Source organism: Laceyella sacchari (assembly GCF_024927925.1).
Taxonomy (GTDB): Bacteria; Bacillota; Bacilli; order Thermoactinomycetales; family Thermoactinomycetaceae; genus Laceyella; species Laceyella sacchari.
Map to the genome: position 1 here is coordinate 3317023 of NZ_CP103866.1, position 19207 is coordinate 3336229.

Genomic DNA, 19207 nt, shown 5'->3' on the forward strand with positions numbered 1-19207 from the left:
CGCAATGAAGAAATGGAAGCAATTGATGAACAGCGTGCAGTGGAAGCTGGTCGTGATCTACATTCTTTTAATCATCATGGCCATGCAATTGGTTGGCGTCTACTTCATCCGCCAACTAGAATCGGTTTTTATCAATGACCTGCGCGCCCAATTGAAAGAACAAGGATATGTGCTGTCCCTGATTGTCTCGCCTGAACTGGAAGCGAAAGCTGAAAATGACCGCGACCGTGCCAAGCGGTTGCGGGCCCGCCTGTTGCAAGCGGCGCCCAACACTAGCCAGCATTTCACCATCGTGCGCGTGATTGACCAGAACAACTGGGTGATCGCGTCCAATGAGCCGAACGAAAAAATATTTAAACTGCCCAACCGCCTCACTGATTTGATGGATAAGAAGCAACCGTTCGCCAAAGTGAAGGATGCGGAAGGAAACGACTACCAAGTATACGTGACCAAACTGCTGGATCGGCAACAGCGGGAGTTGGGCTCACTCTATTTGGAAGCCCCCTTGAAACCGACCTATGACCGCATCTATTGCATCAGCAAGATCTTAATCAAGATCGCAGCGGTAGCCCTGGCGGTGACCGGATTCTTAGTCATCATCTTGGCTCGCACCATCACCCTGCCGATCAAAGAGATTCGAGAACAAACGAAAGCGATGGCATCAGGTGACTTTGACCGCCAAGTGGCCGTAAAGAGTGAAGACGAGATCGGCCAATTGGCCATCTCCTTCAACGATCTGGCTGCTCATCTGCGAACAGCGATCAAGGAAAAGGAAGAGGAAACAGAGAAACTGGAATCCGTTCTGGCCAACATGAGCGACGGTGTGATCGCAACCGATTTGCAAGGGAAAATCATTGTGAAAAACATTCCTGCAGAAAAACTGTTGGATCGCCAAATCACGCTCGGTAGCTCGATCACAGAAGTGTTGTCCTTATCAGAGCCGTTAAAACTGCCGCTGAAGGAAGCCCGGCAAACTTTCGTCGAACACCACCATGCCGATGCGGAAACCCAGACGGTGCTGAAGATTAACTTTACGCCGATCAAGCTGAAGGGAAATGACTTGATCGGGATGGTGGCCGTACTCGAAGACGTCACTGAACAAGAGAAACTGGACCGGCAACGGAAAGATTTCGTCGCCAATGTGTCTCATGAACTGCGGACGCCTTTGACCACCATCAAAAGTTATATCGAAGCATTGGAAGACGGAGCGGTCGAAGATCCGGAGTTGGCTGTCCGCTTCCTCAAAGTGGCCCGCCAAGAAGCTGACCGCATGACGCGCCTGATTCAAGACTTGTTGCATCTCTCGCGCCTTGACGCTCGCAAATCGAAGTTTTACAAAAAACCGCTGGCGTTGACCGAGATATTGGAAGAAACCATGGATCGCTTCCGCTTCCAATGCCAGCAGAAACAGATTAGCTTCACGCTTTTCATTCATGGCTCCCTGCCCCGTGTGTACGCTGATCCGGATAAGCTGATGCAAGTATTGGACAATCTCGTGTCCAACGCCATCAAATACACCCCGGAAGGCGGTTCAGTGGCGATTGTCGCCAAGCGTAACTCGGACGGCATGGTGGAGGTAGGCATTGCCGACACCGGCATCGGCATTCCCAAGCAAGACTTGGGCCGGATTTTTGAGCGGTTTTATCGTGTGGACAAAGCCCGTTCGCGCAGTCTGGGGGGCACCGGACTGGGGTTGGCAATCGCCCAAGAAATTGTACATGCGCATGAAGGGACGATCGCGATTGACAGTATCTATCAAAAAGGCACTGTCGTCACCTTCACACTGCCCCCCGTCAGTCGGAGGTGAATAAGCCCAAGTGGAAGAAAAATGGGTTGAACACATCAAAACCGTCGTACTGATCTTACTCATCACCCTCAGCTTCTGTCTCACGGGATTTTTGTGGTTTTACTCGCCCGGATACCAACAGAAGCCGATCAACAACATGCCACCTCCTGTCTTGGCGAATGACAAAACATACAACGAAAAGAAATCCACCCAATTTGTCGCCCCGTATCAATTGATCGTCAACCTGGGCGGCCGGGCGACATGGTTACATTCCGACAGTGAGGAATACCGCACGTTGGTAGAAAGCATCAAAAGCGCAGAAATCACCAAATTTGAGGCCGTAAACCAAGTCACACCCGAAGAATGGAAGAAGCGCCTGTTAGACGGGCCTTCACTCCAGTTGCAATTCCCCCGCGACATGCATTCGGAGACGGTGGATGCGTTTTTCAAAACGTCGGTCTTGGAGAAATTCTCCCTGCATCAACCTGCCGACATCAGCCGCATCCTGCTCCATCTAAGCGGCGGTCAGCCCCAGCTTTGGCTGATCTCTGATGATGCCAAAACGATCTTGCAAGCGCAATTGCAACTGGACCCGACCCACTTGCAACAAACGATGGAACATGCTGTGCAACACGCGCAAGTGGAGCTAACGCCGGTGGTGGCCAATGGCAAAGCGCCTTGGGACAAAGCGAATGATAAACAGCCATGGTCACGCATCTTTTATCTGCCGACCGCATCAGCCAAGCTCCCGGTGTGGCGTTATAAAACGGAACAAATCAAGATTGATGACATCAAAGAGTATTTGCTGACATCAACCGACGTGGAACCAATCGTCATCCATGATGAAAATCTTTACATGGCTCGGTCCCAACGGCTCGTTTATAATAAGAAGGGTTCATTGCAATACACTGAAGATGTTCCCACTTCTGAATCGACACATCCACTGGTTGAGAACCAGTTATACGACGTCAACAACTTTGTCAAGCGGCACCGCGGTTGGACAGGCGATTATTTGCTTGACCGTGTGGAACGGGTCAAAGATGAACGGGACACCAACCAACTTACTTTCCGCCGTATCATTAATGGCCTACCCGTATACTGGAATCGGCAAGACGGGCAGATGATCTACCCCGATGTGTTGCAATTCCAAGCGGGGGCCAGCGGTGGAGAAGACGGGATCAAGCAGTACGCTCGGTCAACGGTGTACATGCTCGAGGGTGCCCGCGACGGCGAGGCGACGCTCCCCGGGCGGGACGAAGTGCTTCAGCAATTGAGCGAACGCAAACTCGCCTTGACCGCCATCCAACACATCTATCCCGGTTATGAGACAAACCATAACCTGAAAGATAAAACAGTCCAGTTCACCCCTGTCTGGGTGGTACTCACCACGGCTGGAGAACAGGTCTTCATCGGTTCGCCAACGTCATAGGGAGGAAATCTCCATGGATTGGAGTCGCGCCAAAACGATTTTGATTATCGCCTTCATCGTCTTAAATCTCTTTTTGGGACTGCAGTTAAACCAACTGGTAAAACAGCAGTCCGATTATGTGGAAACAGAAGAGATCTCGCTTGCACAATTAAAACAGATCGCCAAAAAGAGCCGCATCCAGTTTCCGGAAGAGCCGGACAACACACCAACGACACTGGCAGCGTATAAAGCTACCGTCACCCCGATCCGGCTGGCCGGATGGAAGAAAAATGAGCTGAATGGTTACAGCAAAACCTACGCCACTCCCCTCACCTTCCACAACGAGCGGGAGTTAAACCGGCTGTTGAGCATGGAAGTGCCTCGTTTCGGCGATTATGAGCTGATGGAAACCAGCCGAGACAAACGCATCTATATGCAGCATGTCAAAGGGAGACCCATACTGGATGCATTGTTGGAAGTGGAGTTGGCGGCTTCCTCGATCAAAGCCATCCATGTGGTACACTATGACTTGTCTCAATCGCCGACAGCAGAGGAGCTCATGACCTATCCAAGCGCGCTCTACCAGGTGATCACCAACCTGAACACAAAGGGTCCGGCTTCCATCACCAATCCCAAGCTCGGCTACCGTGCCGCCTATGGTGGTTCCAAAGAGGAATACATTCTCGTCCCTTATTGGCGGTTTGAATTCGGCAACAATTGGATTTACTTAAACGCCACCAAGCGCGAAGCCAAAGAAAAAATGGAAATCGTGCCCAAGCAATCTATTGAAAGCAAAGGAAAGACGCCATGAAGTTTAGTGTGTTGGCCAGCGGAAGCACTGGCAATTCCACTTATATTGAATCCGACAGCGTCAGGGTGTTGGTGGACGCGGGATTAAGCGGCAAACAGATTGAACAGCGCTTAGAGCAGATCAATGTGGACCCATCCACCCTGTCCGCCATTTTGGTAACGCATGAACATATCGACCATGTGCGAGGGCTCGGGGTCTTAGCCCGTCGCTATCAGATCCCCATCTATATGAATGAATCGACTTGGCGTCACCTGCCAAGCAGTGTGGGGGATATCCCCGAATCCTTGCAAAATGTCTTGGAAACGGGTGCGGCACTGGAATTGTCCGATCTGCGCGTCGAATCATTTGCAATCTCGCATGACGCTGCAGAACCGGTCGCCTACCACATCCAACACGGTGAGGACCTCCTCTCCATCGTTACTGACTTAGGTTATGTAAACCAACGGATCATCGACCGGGTGAGCGGTTCTCACACCATCGTCTGGGAGAGCAACCATGACGTCGAAATGTTGCGCATGGGAACGTATCCATGGAATGTGAAACGCCGCATTTTAGGCGACACCGGCCATCTCTCCAATGAAGATGCCGGGGTGGCGCTGACCGAGATTCTTAAAGGGATGGGTGAAAACATCTACCTGGCCCATTTGAGCCGGGACAACAACTTAAGCGAGTTGGCCCATCTGACCGTTAAAAACATTCTAGAAGAAACCGGCATGCAGGTAGGGCGTGATGTCCACCTGTGGCCTACGTATGACGACCGCCCCACCCCGCTAAGAGCGGTAAAGGACAAATAAAGGGAGTCCCATCATACATGGGACTCCCTTTATTCTTCGGTTGGCACCGTGATTTCCCTGTCCAGCCGCGTCGCCAACTCCGCCAACTCATCCGGTTCGATCAACCCTTTATCGACGAGGAGGTCGATTAAGGCCGATAAGAGCAAACCCTGTTGGTAAAATGCCAATTTCAGATCAGCCACCTGCGCGCCCAAATCAACTCCAGCAAACCGTTTTAACGTATTGACAGAGGGTCGCTTTCCCTGTTTCATTCTCTCATCTCCTAATCACTTGTAATAGTTATCTTCTATTATTCTCCTCATTTTTCCTATTCTTCAAACTTGTATCTGTGTATCATTCTCCTTGTGCCATTTTGACACAAGCAAAACAATGATTCTCCACATCAACTTCACACACCCGCTATAAAATAAATATGTACACAAAAGCCTGGATTCGCCCGTTTCGATCCAACTGTGTCAACAACCTTACGTTTCTTTGAAAACCAGACCACCCCACATAGGGATTTAGTATAATACATTTGAGTTGTTGAAATAATGAGAGCGAATCCACTCCCATACATATGGCCTGAATTTAAGGAGGGAATGCCATGGGTTTTTATGATGAACAGCCGGATTACAAACAGCCAAAGCGCTCCGCCAGTCCCATTTTCACTTCGGTCGTATCCGCGGTCATCGGGGGATTGATTGTATTGCTGTTAAGCCCATCCTTAACGCGCATGGGGCTTCTTCCATCCGCGGATGGCAACCTGCCGCAAACCACGGTGGGCAACAAACAAGTGACCAGCGTCAAGGTGAACTCAGACATTACCAACGCTGTCAAAAAAGCGGCTCCAGCCGTGGTTGGGGTTATCAACTTAAAACGCTCATTTAATTTCTTTGAAACCGAAGAACTGCAACAGAGTTCCGGATCAGGTATCATTTTTGAAAAGATTGACGGCAAAGCGCGCATTATCACCAATTATCACGTCATTCAAGGTGGTAGCCGCTTTAAGGTGATCATTCCAAAGGGCAACGACAAAAATCAAGAAGTCGAAGCGCGATTACTGGGCGGAGATCAATTGACAGACTTGGCGGTATTGGAAATCAGCGACAAATATGTGACTGCCGTCGCCGACTTGGGCAACTCCGACCAACTCACTGCCGGAGAACCTGCTATCGCTATCGGCAACCCGTTGGGACTGGGCCAGTCAGTCACCACTGGTGTCATTAGCTCCCCCAAACGGGCGTTTAAAGTGGATGAGCAAACGACCACCGATGTCATCCAAACCGATGCTGCCATCAATCCCGGCAACAGCGGCGGCGCCCTGATCAACATCTCAGGCCAAGTGATTGGCATCAACACCCTCAAAATTGCCGAACAAGGGGTGGAAGGCCTCGGATTTGCCATCCCTATCAATGACGCACGCCCGATTGTTGAAAAATTGATCAAATACGGCAAGGTGTCGCGCCCGTACTTAGGAGTACAAATGGTCGATGTCGCCGATCTCACTCAAGAAGCTCGACAACAGCTCAACCTCCCCAACAACATCACTTCCGGAGTGGCGCTGTATGAGTTGGAGCCTGGCTCCCCTGCGGATCAAGCTGGCTTGGAACCGGGAGACGTCATCACCGCCCTCGATGGTCAAGCCGTCAAAGAGGGTTCGGATATCAGACAATACATGTACACCAAAAAAGCTGTCAATGACAAAATGGAAGTAACCTACTTCCGCGATGGCAAAAAACAAACTGCTACGATTACTTTGGGCGAAGCGCCAAGCAACTTGAGATAAAAACGTTCAAGCCCCGTTTTTACAAACGGGGCTTTTCCTTTTCCCTGTCTTTTGATAAATTTGTGGATATTGTGGATAACCTATGAATAACTACTGTGCGGTAAGGAGTGAAACAGCAAATGGCTTCTGCCGATAAGAAAAAATGGTATGCATGCGACGAGCACGTCGACATTGCACTTGATGAAATTGTGGATATGTATGAACAAGCTCCCCTTATGGAACTGATGGATGACGAACCGAACAATCAAGCAACATGTTTTTGGTGCGGACAAACTCCCCGTTATGTGTTGCAACTCGCTAACCAAGAGGAGACATCGGAGGAAGGCGCATGAAAATCCAACTCATCACCGTGGGAAAGTTGAAAGAAAAATATTTAAAACAAGCATGCGATGAATATCTAAAAAGACTTACTCCCTATGCCAAAGTGGAAATCGTGGAAGTGAATGAAGAAAAGGCACAAGACCCTGTTCATGAAGCGGAAGTGGCGCTGATCAAACGCAAAGAAGGCGAGCGTATCTTAAAAGCCTTATCCCCCGACGCCTTCCTCATCGCTTTGGCCATTGAGGGCAAATCCCTCTCTTCTCCGGAGTTCGCCATCAAACTGGAGCGATTGGGTACCTACGGACAAAGCCATGTCGCTTTTGTCATCGGTGGTTCATACGGGATCGCACCAGAGGTGCTAAAACGGGCTGACCTGTTGCTGTCTTTTTCAGCCATGACCTTTCCCCATCAGCTGATCCGCATCTTCCTCCTGGAGCAAATCTACCGTGCCTTCAAAATCATCCGCGGCGAAACATACCATAAATAAGTTTTTTCGTGGACTCGTCCCTAAATGTTAACGAGCGGTCTAAGGCTTCATCTTGTAAATAAGCCAGTGGCTCCAACCCCGTTTTCTCATTGTCTTTATGCGTGATGATACAAAATAAAACACACTGGCTGATGATGACTCCACAAGTCTCATCGCCAGTGTGTTTCTTTATTCGCCGAAGCCGGCGTCTATATGATTAAGCGTATACCGGACGCACTTGGATCGTTTGGTCACGATCCGGACCGACAGAGAAAATCGCCAGCGGAATCCCTGTCAACTGTGACACCCGTTCTACATAGTGCTGGGCTTCCAAAGGCAAGTCATGGAAGTTACGCACTCCCGTGATATCCTCTTTCCAACCCGGCAATTCTTCGTAGACCGGCTTGCATTTAGCCAAAATGTCGAGATTGGCAGGGTAATTTTCAATGATTTGCCCTTCATATTCATAAGCGGTGCAGATTTTGACCGTGTCGATGCCGGTCAGCACGTCCAGCGAGTTGAGAGACAGTCCAGTGATGCCGCTCACACGACGTGCATGGCGTACTACCACACTGTCAAACCAACCCACGCGGCGTGGGCGGCCAGTGGTGGTCCCGTACTCGCGTCCCACTTCTCTGATCTGATCGCCGATTTCATCAAACAGCTCCGTGGGGAATGGGCCGTCACCAACACGGGTGGTATACGCTTTGGCTACACCCACCACTTGATGAATCTTGGTCGGGCCGACGCCAGAACCAATGCATACCCCACCAGCGACCGGGTTGGACGACGTAACGAAAGGATACGTCCCTTGGTCAATATCCAGCATCACGCCTTGGGCCCCTTCAAACAAGACCCGTTTTCCTTGGTCAATGGCATCGTTCAACACTACCGACGTGTCGACGACATAGTCGCGAATCCGATCCGCATAAGCCAAATAAGGCTCATAAATCTCTTCAAAGCTAAATCCTTCTTCTCCATAAAGCCGTTCCAAGATACGGTTTTTCTCCTCCAAGATCCGCGTCAGCTTCACCCGGAACAATTCCTTATCCAAGAGATCGCTGATGCGGATTCCCACCCGGGCCGCCTTATCCATATAGGCCGGGCCGATCCCTTTACCTGTCGTTCCGATTTTGCAGGAGCCCTTGCTCGCTTCTTCAGCTAAATCCAAACGCAAATGATAAGGCATAATCACATGGGCCCGATCAGAAATGCGCAAGTTGTCGGTGACAATCCCATGTTCATGCAGGTAGTCCAACTCCTTCACCAAGGCTTCAGGATTGACTACCATGCCGTTACCCAAGACGCACACTTTGTCACGATAGAAGATCCCAGACGGAATCATGTGCAGCTTGTAGCGGGTTCCACCAAACACAATGGTGTGTCCTGCGTTGTTCCCGCCTTGATAACGCGCAACAACCTCCGCCTTCTCTGCCAAGAAATCCGTGATCTTCCCTTTACCTTCATCTCCCCACTGGGTACCTACAACAACCACCGTGGACATCGTTTGTTCCCCCTCAGCGGTACAATTTCCGAACATCAAATTTAAGCACCGCTTCATTTTACCAATATTACCGCGTTGTTGTCAATAAAACACGAACATTAATCGGAATATTATAAACGATCATTCGTGTATAGCTGATTGCTTTATATCCAAGCTTAAAAATTTGTTGTAGTTCTTAAGGAAGAGCAATTCCACTTTGCCAACCGGTCCGCTCCGCTGTTTGCCAATAATGAGCTCAGCGATGTTTTTCTTCTCGGAATCCTCATTGTAATAATCATCCCGATATAAAAAGGCTACCACATCGGCATCTTGCTCGATCGAGCCCGATTCCCGCAAGTCCGATAACATCGGCCGTTTATCTTGCCGCTGTTCCACCGCCCGCGACAACTGCGACAATGCAATAACCGGCACATCGAATTCCCGCGCCATCAATTTCAACGACCGCGAGATTTCGGAAATTTCCTGTTGCCTGCTCTCGCCGCCGCGACCCGAAATCAACTGCAAGTAGTCGATCACAACCAATCCCAAGCCACGCTCCACTTTTAAGCGGCGCAATTTGGCGCGAATGTCATACACAGTCACTCCCGGCGAATCGTCAATAAAGATCGGCGCTTCGCTCAATGTACTCATCGCCATTGTTAGCTTTTCCCAATCTTCCTCATTTAAATTCCCCGTTCGGAAAGCTTGGGCGTCAATGTTCCCTTCCGATGCCAACATCCGTGACACCAACTGAGAAGCCCCCATCTCCAAACTGAAGATGGCCACGGTCTGTCCACTCCGCACTGCCGCGTTTTGTGCCAAGTTTAACGCAAAAGCCGTCTTTCCCATCGCTGGTCGGGCGGCCAGAATGATCAGCTCCGATCCCTTAAGGCCGGAAGTCATCCGATCCAGATCGACAAATCCGGTAGGAATCCCGCTGATGCCGCCTTTGTTAAAGTGCAACGCTTCAATCTGTTCATAAGACTCCATCAACGCGTCTTGAATCGGGATAAACCCACTGCCGCGGATGCGGCGCTGCGATACTTCCAAAATCCGCCGTTCCGCTTCATTGAGCAATTGATCCAATTCATCGTTGCCGCTATAACCGGACATTGCAATCTGGGATGCCGTCCTGATGAGTCGGCGCAGCACCGCTTTCTCCTCAACGATCTTGGCGTAATACTCGACATTGGCTGCGGTAGGCACGGCACTGGCCAGTTCGTTGAGATAGGTCACTCCCCCCACTTCTTCCAACAGCTTGCGGTCTTGCAACTCCGCTGTCAGGGTGACCAAATCAACGGGCTCTCCCTGTTCGCCCAATTCATTCATCACTTGAAACAGGCGTTGATGGGACTGGCGATAAAAATCATCTGGCTTTAAGCGCTCATTAACGGAAACCAATACGCCCGGCTCCAGCAAAATGGCACCCAACACAGCTTGTTCAGCTTCGTGATTGTGCGGAGGTAGACGATCAGCAAACAAGTCACTCATCGTTTCTCCCCCTTTGCTCCATAAAAAAGCTCTCCATGCGAGTGGAGGGCTATAAATCACTTCTTTGATGAAGAGAAGGCAGACCCGCCATCAGCCTAAGGCGAGCCCGCTTCCCGGTTCGCGCATGAATGCAGAATGCGCACCGTTTTATTCTTCCACCACTTGCACCGACAGCGTCGCCGACACTTTGGGGTGCAACTTCACGGGAACTTTGGTCACACCCAATGCGCGAATCGGCTCATCAAGCAGAATCTTTTTCTTGTCAATTTGCAATTGATGTTGCTGTTTCAGCGCTTGGCTGATTTGTTTGGAGGTAATGGAACCGAACACCCGACCACCTTGCCCGGTCTTGGTGGACAATTTCACCGTCAACGAGTCAATGCGCTGGCCCAATGCTTGCGCTTCTTTCAATTCCGCTTCTTTGCGTTTCTCTTCTAAGCGCTTTTGCTCTTTCAATGTGTTCATGTTACCATCAGTGGCAGGAATCGCCAATTTCCTTGGAATCAGAAAATTACGCGCGTAACCTTCGGAAACTTCTTTGACTTCCCCTTTTTTGCCTGTGCCTTTCACATCTTGTTGTAAAATGACTTTCATTTCTCCGGCCCTCCATCCAAATTCTCTTGCAACACTTGCATCAGGCGCGACTTGGCCTCGCCCAATGAACCGTTTTTCAATTGGCAAGCAGCGTTGGTCAAATGCCCTCCGCCCCCCAATTGTTCCATGATGACTTGAACATTGATTTCCCCTTGCGATCTCGCACTGATCGAGATCAATCCATCACCACGGCGGCCTATCACAAATGAGGCGCGGATGCCTTGCATATTCAACAAGGTGTCGGCCGCTTGCGCTATCAGCAACTGATCATACTCCGTCGTTTCGTCACCCATGGCGACAGCGATGTCCCCACGCACGACTTCTGTGGACTTGATAATTTCCGCCCGTTTGACGTACTGGTTCAAATCCTCTTTCAACAATGATTGCACCATCATAAGATCAGCACCATGCCTGCGTAAGAAAGATGCCGCCTCAAAGGTGCGTGAACCAGCCCGGAAGGCGAAATTCTTCGTATCTACCACAATCCCGGCCAATAAGGCCGTCGCTTCCAACGTATCCATGGACAACCGCTGATCTTGATATTGCAACAGCTCCGTCACCAATTCACTAGTGGAAGAGGCATAAGGCTCTAGATACACCAACACCGGATCTTTCACAAAATCCTCGCCGCGGCGATGGTGGTCAATCACCACGATTTTGCGGGCCCGCTCCAACAAGCGAGCATCCATCGCTAACGACGGCTTGTGCGTATCGACCAAGATGAGAAGCGTATCCGGATCATCCACCAAGGACAGTGCCCGCTCGGGTTGGATCAACATCTCCCCCAATTGCGGGTGGCTATGCACAGCGGCCAGCAACCGTTCAATCGAAGCGTTCTCTTCGTCAAGCACAATATGCGCTTCACAATCATGAATCATAGCAAACTTGACAACGCCGATGGCTGCCCCCAACGCATCCATGTCCGGCTGCGTATGGCCCATGACAATCACGCGCTTGCTGTCTTGAATCAAATTGCTCATCGCGTGGGAGATCACTCGGGCGCGTACCCGCGTCCGTTTCTCAACCGCGTTAGTCTTGCCGCCAAAGAAAACAGTCTCTTCACCTTGTTTCACGGCAGCTTGATCCCCACCGCGAGCCAACGCGATATCTAATGCCGCCTGGGCGTTTTGCGTCCTTTCGACCAAGGTGTCCCCGACGCTTGCGATTCCAATGCTTAAGGTGATCGGAATCTTATTCTTCCTGGTCATCTCCCTGACCACGTCCAAAATTTCAAAACGGGATTTCATCAGCCGCTCCAGTGATTGTTGCGCCGCTACAAAAAACATTTTATCTGTATCAAGCCGTTTGAGGGTGATGTCATATTCCAATGCCCACTTGGAAATCGTCCCCGCCACATTGGACAGCAACAATGTGGCCTCTTGATCAGTCAAGCCTTGTCCGGCCTCATCAAAGTTATCCAGATGGATGAACCCGAAAATCGTGCGTTCGTTGTGTAGCTTTTGCCGCAAGCTCTCCAGCCGCGTGATGTCCCTAAAAAAATACACTCTCTCTTCGCGCTGATGGGTTACTTCATAGACGCGCCCTTCCAATTCAACCGTGCAAGGAACCGCCTCCTGTGCTTCTTTCAATTGCGGAAACACATCAACAACCGGTTCCCCAATCATTCGTTCACATTTGTCCACCATGCCTGCAATGAACGGATTGTGCCACTCAATTCGACCAGACCGGTCATACAGCAAGATGCCGACTGGCATCTCATCCATCGCCGTTTGCCCTGCATTTTTGACTCGATGGTTTAGCGTCAACACATATTCAGTGAAATCATGGCGAAAAGCCCGTTCCGCCTTGTACAAAACCCAGGCCAGCACGACAAAAAGTACAAGGCCCACCAAGCCATAAGCCCATTCGTATATGGAAAGCAATGCGATTAAGACCAGGCTAAAACACATGGCAAATATCATATGGTACCCATGCCATCTTTGTATAACAAACTTTGGCATCATTCTATCCCCTCAAACTGTCGACCCTGCATTTCATCTCACTCTTATTTTACCCCAGTTATAGGATAGAGCAACTCCCGCCCCTGCTGATCACACCGCCAAAACTTGGATTTCCGCCAACGTATCGGATCTCACTTTTTGGCCAGGCGTCCCCGCAAGTCAATTCCCGTATCAATGAACCCCAACAACATAAACAGCGGAGAAAGCGGAACGGCCAACACCAGCGCGAGTGCATGGCTCCCCCAGCCGACCCGACCGCGACGGCGTTGCAAAAGAAACAGCACAAACGAGCAACCCTGCAACACCATCAGGATTTGCATCAAATACAAGAATCCCAGAAGCCAATCACCACTCACTTCGTTATCTGGCTGCACAAGCGATGCGATCATCAGCAAGAGGTACGCGGTAAAAAAAATCCGGGGCAAGCGCCATTCATAAAACGGCGGCAAAGATTTCCGGGGAAATCCCGCACGATGCAGCAGGCGGGAAGCCACTAAAAACGTTGCAACCACCGACGGGACGATGAGCATAAACAGCAGGATCGGAAAAGCGACTGACAAAGACAACCCAGCATCTTGCAAAACAATCCCCTTTTCCCCCATCAGGCGCACCGTTTCCGCCCATTGCTGATCCCAAACCGTGGTCAACTGCGAATACAACCGGAAACCGACTTGGCCCACCAACAGGATGATCCAAGAACTAACCAACCCAGCCACCAAGCCGCCCAACACTACATCCGTCCCTGTCGCATCTTCCTTGCGAACCAAATGCCCCATGACGCTACCAGTCAACCAAGCGAACAGGAACAAACAAATAAAAAGGGGAACCGGATAAAAGAGAAGCCAAACAATCAACATGCCGAACGGAATCAGGGTTGCCGACCAAGGTCGCTTAGCCTTAAGCAGGAGGAATGGAAGGGGAAGAAGCCAAAGCGCAACAAACTGAAGAACAGGGATAAATAAAGAAACGAGAAGGAAGAGAAACCCTCCGCAAGCGAGAAGGCCATCCTTCCATCCCCCTTTAGACTGTTGAGACAAACCACTTGTCACCTCTTATTCACGTATTCTTCCAAAGAAGACAAATCACCGTACCATTGTTCCAATTGATGCCCTTCATGGATATGCTCGCGTAATTTTTGAATTACTGCCTGATCCAGTTCGCGAAACGAAAAACCCATCCGTCTCGCCATGACATACACCGAAATAACCAAACTGGACAAACTATCTATCATCATATGCTGATTGGCATGAAAAATTCCCCGAAATAGGTTGGCAATCTGATCAAGGATTTCGGTTTTTAACCATTCGATCACTTTCACGCTCTTAGCGAATTGCACTCCCCGTTCAGGCCGACTCATATGGTTGCACTCCTTCAAATGTAAACAAGTTTAGGAGATGCTTCCACATTCGTCCAACTTTTTCCTTCTTTTACATACGAAAAACAGGGGCGACGCACACCCCTGTTTGCCGATCAATCGTTGCTATATGGTAACAGAGCCATTTGACGTGCTCTTTTGATTGCACGGGTCAATTGGCGTTGGTACTTGGAGCTGGTACCCGTTACGCGACGCGGCAGAATTTTACCGCGCTCACTGATAAACTTGCGCAACAAGTCGGTGTCTTTGTAATCGATATAATCGATTTTGTTGACTGTGAAGTAGCAGACCTTGCGGCGCTTGTTTCCACGACGACGAGCCATGAGCAATTGCCTCCTTCCTTATTTAACAAGTGGTTTACATGTCAGAAAGGCAGATCATCATCAGAGATGTCAATGGGCTGGCCATCATCAGCAAAGGGATCATCCATCGGTTTGCGGCCAACGTTTTTGTTGTTTCCTCCACCGTAGGAGTTGCCGCCAAATGAACCTCCGCCGAAATCGGAAACCGACTCGCTTCGGTTTTTCGGCTCCAAGAAACGGACGTCTTCCGCCACCACATCCGTGGTGTACACCGTGCGCCCTTCTTGGTTTTCATACTTGCCCGTCTGCAAACGGCCATCGACTCCAACCAAAGAGCCTTTTCGCAGGTAGTTGGCACAGTTCTCAGCCAGTCCACGCCACGTGACGATGTTGATAAAGTCAGCTTCTCGTTCCCCTTGCTGGTTCGTGTAATTCCGGTTCACCGCGATGGAAAAGCGTGTGATCGCCACTCCGCTGGCTGTGTAACGCAACTCCGGATCACGGGTGAGCCGTCCGACTAAGATGACCCGATTTAACATTGATCCCCTCTCCCTTGCTAATGATCAACCTTCATCTATATCAATCGATCTTATTTTTCGTCGATATTGATGATCAGGTGACGCAAAATGTTGTCATTAATGCGGATCACGTGATCAAGTTCGTCAACAACGCGCGCTTCGCCTTTGAATGTGTACACGGTGTACACACCTTCACGATGTTTATTGATCTCGTAAGCGAGACGGCGTTTGCCCATTTCGTCGACGTTGGTGATTTCACCGCCGTTTTCCGTAATGGTCGCTTGTACCTTATCACGGGTCACTTTTACGGTTTCCTCATCCACATCTGGACGTACGATGAACATGATTTCGTAGTTATGCATCCTCTACACCTCCTTTTGGACTTAAACGGCCCTGCTATGCGCCGCAGAGCAAGGAGTAATACGTTTGATACGTAGTACGATTAGTAATTGTAACAGAAAACGGAGAAGAAATCAATGAACCTTCCCAGCAAAAAACAGGTAAGGCGAAGAACTTGGGAAGTGGCAAAATGATTGTAGCTACTTCCGCTTCTACACGTTAAAGCGGAACGTCATGATGTCCCCATCTTTGACGACATAATCTTTCCCTTCCAAACGCAATAATCCCTTCTCGCGGGCAACCGCTTGGGACCCACAGGCGATCAGGTCTTCATACGCTGTAACCTCTGCGCGGATAAAGCCGCGTTCAAAGTCGGTGTGGATCACTGCGGCCGCTTGCGGTGCTTTGGTGCCCTCGCGAATGGTCCAAGCCCGTACTTCTTTCTCACCAGCGGTAAAATACGTAATTAAGCCGAGCAACTTGTAGGCAGCCGAGATCAAACGATCCAAGCCTGACTGCTCCAAGCCGAGCTCTTCTAAAAACATAGCGCGCTCTTCGCCTTCTAGCTCGGCGATTTCCGCTTCCACTTGGGCGCTGATCGGTACCACTTCCGCTCCTTCAGCGGCAGCGATTTCCTTCACTATCTGCACATAGGGATTTTCGTCGGGATTGGCGATATCCTGTTCGCTCACATTGGCCGCATAGAGGACATTTTTCATCGTCAAAAGGTTCAGGCTCTTAATCAATTTGCGTTCTTCTTCATCCAACTCTACCATACGCGCCGGTTTCCCTTCGGCCAGAACCTGTTGCAACCGCTCCAGGATGGCATGCTCTTGCGCCGCCACTTTGTCCCCGCTCTTTTTCTGCTTTTTCACACGTTCCAACCGTTTTTCAACAGTTTCCAAGTCCGCCAGCACCAACTCTAAGCTGATGGTTTCTATATCCGCAGCCGGGTCCACTTTGCCCGCCACATGGGTGATGTTTTCATCTTCAAAGCAACGAACCACATGAATAATGGCGTCCACTTCACGGATGTGGGAGAGAAATTTGTTACCCAGCCCTTCCCCTCGGCTCGCCCCTTTTACCAGACCGGCGATGTCCACAAATTGAAAAGATGTGGGAACAGTCCGTTGCGGTTTGATTAATTCCGCCAACCGATCCAACCGTGGATCCGGCACATCGACAACCCCCACATTCGGGTCAATCGTGCAAAACGGGTAGTTGGCAGACTCCGCTCCTGCTTGGGTGATCGCATTAAACAGCGTGGATTTTCCTACGTTAGGTAAACCGACAATTCCAGTAGCTAACGCCATCTTTTGGCTCCTCCTCTAACGTCCGATTCTCACCGAACACCGTACTGATATTCGAATCCTTGTCCATTATAGCGAAAAGTGGGGCCGAGTGCCATCAGCGGGAAAACAGATGAATTGGCCAAGCGGATCATCACCTCGTGTACTCCGAACAAAAAAAGCGGCCTCTTTATTCATGAGGCCGCTCATCCTTATTCTTTTGCATCCTGTTCGCCCGCAGGCACCAATACGCGCTTCAATCTCTTTTCAAACCGGCTCCGCGGCAACAAGACGCTATGGTCGCATCCTGTGCATTTCATGCGGATATCGGCTCCCATACGAATGATTTTCCATGCGTTCGTTCCGCAAGGATGCGCCTTTTTCATTTCAACGACATCGCCAAGACCAAATTGCTTCATTTGCAATTCAGATCACTCTCTTTTCTGTGAATGCTACAATTATAGAAAGCCTCTGGTCAAAATTCAACCAGCTTGTATTTGATTCTTTCCCGCTATTAACTGCCGCAACTCCTGTTACACGACCAGACTGATATTTTCTATTATATGCTGTTTTTTAGAGACTGTTGGCTACACTGTTTGGTTCACTCTCCGATCTATTTTAATAATCTAGCAACCTATGTATATTTTCCCTCTCAAATCCGTATACTGTTACAGAATTGATTCTCGGAGGGTTGTCCATGAACGAATATGCCTCTGTCCGCCAAGCGCATAAAGCAACCTATCCTTTTCGGATTGAACATACACATCCTATGGCAGATGAGGAGTTTGCAAATCATCTGGCGTTTGCTTGCCGCTCTTTCGCCCCTTATCATGACATCGTTTGCGTCTGCGTCGGCACCGACCGTTCAACGGGTGATGCGCTGGGCCCTCTGGTTGGAAGTGCTTTGCGCAAAGATCCCCCACCCGGCCTGCTCATATACGGCACACTGGATGATCCGGTGCACGCACTCAATCTTGAAGAAACGTTAGAAAACATCTCATCCGCCCATCCCCATTCGCTGGTCATTGCCGTAGACGCTTGTCTTGGCCACTTTAAAAGCGTAGGCTCCATCCAGCTGGGTCTAGGGCCGTTAAAGCCTGGAGCCGGAGTAAACAAATCCTTGCCAGAAGTGGGAAACATCCATATCACCGGCATAGTCAACGTATCCGGATTCATGGAATATTTCGTCTTACAAAACACCCGGTTGAGCTTGGTCATGAACATGGCCGAAATCATCTCCACTTCCATTAAAAAAGCCTGCTTAAAGATGCCCACACTCTCGGCGTAAGCCAAACGCTCGGTCAACAAACGCAGGCCGCCTGCTTATAGCAGACGGCCTTGGTTTCGTACACTGAATCATGACAAATAACGCTGAATCTCAGCAATGGCCTTTAAAAACGATTCCATCTCGGCTGGGGTGTTGAAATAGCCGGGGCTCACCCGGATAGCCCCCGCCTCCGTGCCTAAGCTGCGATGCTTCAAAGCAGCGCAATGAAACCCAGCCCGGACAGCGATATCATAATGTTGGTCCAAGATCATCGCTACCTCTTGACCATCCAAACCATCTAGATTGAAAGAGAAAAGCGGCAACGAAGGCATTTCTTCAGTGGATAGCTGCACTCCATTCAGCCGTTTCAGTCCTTCCCACAACAAACGGGTCAGCTCCATTTCATGCTGATGAATGCACTCCACACCCGTCCGCAACACAAAATCCACGCCCGCCCCCAATCCGGCAAGACCGGGCGTGTTGAGTGTGCCGCTCTCAAAGCCGCTTGGCCAGTCTAGCGGTTGTTCCAGCTCCTCTGAGCGGCTACCGGTTCCTCCGAACAAAAGCGGATATATGGAAACACCTTCTGCCACATACAGCCCACCTGTGCCTTGCGGCCCATACAAACCTTTATGCCCTGGAAAAGCGAGCATATCAATGGGCCATTCATCAAGCCGGTACGGCAGCAAGCCCGCCGTCTGCGAAGCATCCACCAAGTACAGGATCCCCTTGCTTCGAGCATACTGACCGATCTCCACAACCGGCATCACTTCTCCAGTCACATTGGAACCATGGGTAGTGATGATCATTTTTGTTTGTGGTGATACCGCCTGTTGGATTGCCGTGAGCCAATCTCCTGATGCAGAAGGTTCCACCACGCTGACCCGAACTCCTTTCGTCTGGGCGAGCGCGGTAACCGGGCGGGCAACAGCATTATGTTCCCATCCAGAAATAATCACATGGTCTTCCGACGAGAGCGTTCCTTGAATCGCTTGGTTAATGGCATGAGTCGCATGAAAACAAAAGAGAAAACGATTGGGGTCCTTCACGCCAAACAGACGTGCCAGTTTGGCTCTGGTTTTCGCGATGGTCTGCTCCGCCCTGCGCGCCAATTGGTGGCCTCCGCGTCCGGGATTGGCCCCATAGTCCGAAATAGCAGTCTTCGCCGCTTCCGCTACCTCTGGAGGTTTGGGCCAGGTCGAAGCCGCATTGTCCAAATAAATCACTTTCCTCT

General features: G+C 50.3%; 22 protein-coding genes. 8 read left to right on the top strand and 14 right to left on the bottom strand.

Features of this window, described 5'->3' with window-relative positions; translation table 11 throughout:
- Positions 1 to 4: 4 nt before the first annotated feature.
- The 4 genes from NYR52_RS16245 to NYR52_RS16260 are packed head-to-tail and all read left to right on the top strand — an operon-like array spanning position 5 to position 4799.
- Positions 5 to 1807 (top strand): ATP-binding protein, encoded by a 1803-nt coding sequence (locus tag NYR52_RS16245; protein ID WP_259436042.1) that lies wholly within the window; start codon positions 5 to 7, stop codon positions 1805 to 1807.
- A gap of 10 nt (positions 1808 to 1817) precedes the next feature.
- Entirely contained in the window at positions 1818 to 3215 is a 1398-nt protein-coding gene (locus NYR52_RS16250) for a YycH family regulatory protein (RefSeq protein ID WP_259436043.1), read from the top strand.
- A gap of 13 nt (positions 3216 to 3228) precedes the next feature.
- The gene (yycI, locus tag NYR52_RS16255; RefSeq protein WP_132221823.1) at positions 3229 to 4005 is read left to right on the top strand and encodes a two-component system regulatory protein YycI; all 777 of its coding nucleotides are present in this window, start codon (positions 3229 to 3231) and stop codon (positions 4003 to 4005) included.
- Complete coding sequence (locus NYR52_RS16260; RefSeq protein WP_132221825.1) at positions 4002 to 4799, top strand: MBL fold metallo-hydrolase; 798 nt, start codon at positions 4002 to 4004, stop codon at positions 4797 to 4799. Before yycI ends, NYR52_RS16260 begins: the two co-directional genes overlap by 4 nt.
- Before the next feature lie 29 nt (positions 4800 to 4828).
- Here the strand turns inward: NYR52_RS16260 and NYR52_RS16265 are convergent, their stop codons facing one another.
- Positions 4829 to 5050 (bottom strand): hypothetical protein, encoded by a 222-nt coding sequence (locus tag NYR52_RS16265; RefSeq protein ID WP_022737311.1) that lies wholly within the window; start codon positions 5048 to 5050, stop codon positions 4829 to 4831.
- A gap of 335 nt (positions 5051 to 5385) precedes the next feature.
- Here NYR52_RS16265 and NYR52_RS16270 point away from each other — a divergent pair, with 335 nt between their 5' ends.
- The 3 genes from NYR52_RS16270 (at position 5386) to rlmH (ending at position 7375) form a co-directional block, all read left to right on the top strand.
- Positions 5386 to 6567 carry a S1C family serine protease gene (locus NYR52_RS16270; protein WP_259436044.1) on the top strand — a complete coding sequence of 394 codons (1182 nt, stop codon included), beginning with the start codon at positions 5386 to 5388 and terminating at the stop codon, positions 6565 to 6567.
- 119 nt (positions 6568 to 6686) lie between these two features.
- A complete protein-coding gene (locus tag NYR52_RS16275; RefSeq protein ID WP_132221828.1) occupies positions 6687 to 6899 on the top strand; it encodes a CxxH/CxxC protein in 213 nt (70 codons plus the stop codon).
- The gene (gene rlmH / locus NYR52_RS16280; protein ID WP_259436045.1) at positions 6896 to 7375 is read left to right on the top strand and encodes a 23S rRNA (pseudouridine(1915)-N(3))-methyltransferase RlmH; all 480 of its coding nucleotides are present in this window, start codon (positions 6896 to 6898) and stop codon (positions 7373 to 7375) included. The genes NYR52_RS16275 and rlmH overlap by 4 nt, the downstream gene beginning before the upstream one ends.
- A gap of 196 nt (positions 7376 to 7571) precedes the next feature.
- Here rlmH and NYR52_RS16285 read toward each other — a convergent pair whose 3' ends face one another.
- The 12 genes from NYR52_RS16285 to NYR52_RS16340 form a co-directional block, all read right to left on the bottom strand.
- The gene (locus NYR52_RS16285; RefSeq protein ID WP_259436046.1) at positions 7572 to 8858 is read right to left on the bottom strand and encodes an adenylosuccinate synthase; all 1287 of its coding nucleotides are present in this window, start codon (positions 8856 to 8858) and stop codon (positions 7572 to 7574) included.
- 120 nt (positions 8859 to 8978) lie between these two features.
- Positions 8979 to 10328 (bottom strand): replicative DNA helicase, encoded by a 1350-nt coding sequence (gene dnaB / locus NYR52_RS16290; protein WP_132221832.1) that lies wholly within the window; start codon positions 10326 to 10328, stop codon positions 8979 to 8981.
- Positions 10329 to 10475: 147 nt separating this feature from the next.
- Positions 10476 to 10922 (bottom strand): 50S ribosomal protein L9, encoded by a 447-nt coding sequence (gene rplI, locus NYR52_RS16295; RefSeq protein WP_022737305.1) that lies wholly within the window; start codon positions 10920 to 10922, stop codon positions 10476 to 10478.
- Positions 10919 to 12883 carry a DHH family phosphoesterase gene (locus NYR52_RS16300; RefSeq protein WP_259436047.1) on the bottom strand — a complete coding sequence of 655 codons (1965 nt, stop codon included), beginning with the start codon at positions 12881 to 12883 and terminating at the stop codon, positions 10919 to 10921. The genes rplI and NYR52_RS16300 overlap by 4 nt, the downstream gene beginning before the upstream one ends.
- 131 nt (positions 12884 to 13014) lie before the next feature.
- Positions 13015 to 13920: a DUF2232 domain-containing protein gene (locus NYR52_RS16305; protein WP_158283324.1), complete on the bottom strand. Its 906-nt coding sequence runs from the start codon at positions 13918 to 13920 to the stop codon at positions 13015 to 13017.
- An 8-nt stretch (positions 13921 to 13928) separates the two neighbouring features.
- Positions 13929 to 14240, bottom strand: a complete 312-nt coding sequence (locus NYR52_RS16310) for a MazG-like family protein (RefSeq protein WP_022737302.1) — start codon at positions 14238 to 14240, stop codon at positions 13929 to 13931.
- Between the two features lie 113 nt (positions 14241 to 14353).
- Positions 14354 to 14581 carry a 30S ribosomal protein S18 gene (rpsR, locus tag NYR52_RS16315; RefSeq protein WP_132221838.1) on the bottom strand — a complete coding sequence of 76 codons (228 nt, stop codon included), beginning with the start codon at positions 14579 to 14581 and terminating at the stop codon, positions 14354 to 14356.
- Positions 14582 to 14622: 41 nt separating this feature from the next.
- Positions 14623 to 15099, bottom strand: coding sequence for a single-stranded DNA-binding protein (ssb, locus tag NYR52_RS16320; RefSeq protein WP_022737300.1), 477 nt, complete (start codon positions 15097 to 15099; stop codon positions 14623 to 14625).
- A gap of 50 nt (positions 15100 to 15149) precedes the next feature.
- The gene (gene rpsF / locus NYR52_RS16325) at positions 15150 to 15440 is read right to left on the bottom strand and encodes a 30S ribosomal protein S6 (protein ID WP_132221840.1); all 291 of its coding nucleotides are present in this window, start codon (positions 15438 to 15440) and stop codon (positions 15150 to 15152) included.
- A gap of 189 nt (positions 15441 to 15629) precedes the next feature.
- On the bottom strand, positions 15630 to 16730 hold the full coding sequence (gene ychF, locus NYR52_RS16330; protein ID WP_022737298.1) for a redox-regulated ATPase YchF: 1101 nt from the start codon (positions 16728 to 16730) through the stop codon (positions 15630 to 15632).
- Between the two features lie 29 nt (positions 16731 to 16759).
- Positions 16760 to 16882 carry a hypothetical protein gene (locus NYR52_RS16335; protein WP_259436048.1) on the bottom strand — a complete coding sequence of 41 codons (123 nt, stop codon included), beginning with the start codon at positions 16880 to 16882 and terminating at the stop codon, positions 16760 to 16762.
- Positions 16883 to 16918: 36 nt separating this feature from the next.
- The gene (locus NYR52_RS16340) at positions 16919 to 17131 is read right to left on the bottom strand and encodes a DUF951 domain-containing protein (RefSeq protein WP_022737297.1); all 213 of its coding nucleotides are present in this window, start codon (positions 17129 to 17131) and stop codon (positions 16919 to 16921) included.
- Between the two features lie 272 nt (positions 17132 to 17403).
- On the opposite strand from NYR52_RS16340, the gene yyaC reads away from it, so the two are divergent.
- Complete coding sequence (yyaC, locus tag NYR52_RS16345; protein ID WP_132221842.1) at positions 17404 to 17994, top strand: spore protease YyaC; 591 nt, start codon at positions 17404 to 17406, stop codon at positions 17992 to 17994.
- Between the two features lie 68 nt (positions 17995 to 18062).
- Here yyaC and NYR52_RS16350 read toward each other — a convergent pair whose 3' ends face one another.
- Positions 18063 to 19199 (bottom strand): aminotransferase class V-fold PLP-dependent enzyme, encoded by a 1137-nt coding sequence (locus NYR52_RS16350; RefSeq protein ID WP_259436049.1) that lies wholly within the window; start codon positions 19197 to 19199, stop codon positions 18063 to 18065.
- Positions 19200 to 19207: the final 8 nt, after the last annotated feature.

Excerpts from the sequence above, each read along its gene's own strand:
- NYR52_RS16245 (WP_259436042.1), top strand. The coding sequence starts at position 5 with ATGAAGAAATGGAAGCAATTGATGAACAGCGTGCAGTGGAAGCTGGTC.
- yycI (WP_132221823.1), top strand. The coding sequence starts at position 3,229 with ATGGATTGGAGTCGCGCCAAAACGATTTTGATTATCGCCTTCATCGTC.
- NYR52_RS16260 (WP_132221825.1), top strand. The coding sequence starts at position 4,002 with ATGAAGTTTAGTGTGTTGGCCAGCGGAAGCACTGGCAATTCCACTTAT.
- NYR52_RS16265 (WP_022737311.1), bottom strand. The coding sequence starts at position 5,050 with ATGAAACAGGGAAAGCGACCCTCTGTCAATACGTTAAAACGGTTTGCT.
- NYR52_RS16270 (WP_259436044.1), top strand. The coding sequence starts at position 5,386 with ATGGGTTTTTATGATGAACAGCCGGATTACAAACAGCCAAAGCGCTCC.
- NYR52_RS16275 (WP_132221828.1), top strand. The coding sequence starts at position 6,687 with ATGGCTTCTGCCGATAAGAAAAAATGGTATGCATGCGACGAGCACGTC.
- rlmH (WP_259436045.1), top strand. The coding sequence starts at position 6,896 with ATGAAAATCCAACTCATCACCGTGGGAAAGTTGAAAGAAAAATATTTA.
- NYR52_RS16285 (WP_259436046.1), bottom strand. The coding sequence starts at position 8,858 with ATGTCCACGGTGGTTGTTGTAGGTACCCAGTGGGGAGATGAAGGTAAA.
- dnaB (WP_132221832.1), bottom strand. The coding sequence starts at position 10,328 with ATGAGTGACTTGTTTGCTGATCGTCTACCTCCGCACAATCACGAAGCT.
- rplI (WP_022737305.1), bottom strand. The coding sequence starts at position 10,922 with ATGAAAGTCATTTTACAACAAGATGTGAAAGGCACAGGCAAAAAAGGG.
- NYR52_RS16300 (WP_259436047.1), bottom strand. The coding sequence starts at position 12,883 with ATGCCAAAGTTTGTTATACAAAGATGGCATGGGTACCATATGATATTT.
- NYR52_RS16310 (WP_022737302.1), bottom strand. The coding sequence starts at position 14,240 with ATGAGTCGGCCTGAACGGGGAGTGCAATTCGCTAAGAGCGTGAAAGTG.
- rpsR (WP_132221838.1), bottom strand. The coding sequence starts at position 14,581 with ATGGCTCGTCGTCGTGGAAACAAGCGCCGCAAGGTCTGCTACTTCACA.
- ssb (WP_022737300.1), bottom strand. The coding sequence starts at position 15,099 with ATGTTAAATCGGGTCATCTTAGTCGGACGGCTCACCCGTGATCCGGAG.
- rpsF (WP_132221840.1), bottom strand. The coding sequence starts at position 15,440 with ATGCATAACTACGAAATCATGTTCATCGTACGTCCAGATGTGGATGAG.
- ychF (WP_022737298.1), bottom strand. The coding sequence starts at position 16,730 with ATGGCGTTAGCTACTGGAATTGTCGGTTTACCTAACGTAGGAAAATCC.
- yyaC (WP_132221842.1), top strand. The coding sequence starts at position 17,404 with ATGAACGAATATGCCTCTGTCCGCCAAGCGCATAAAGCAACCTATCCT.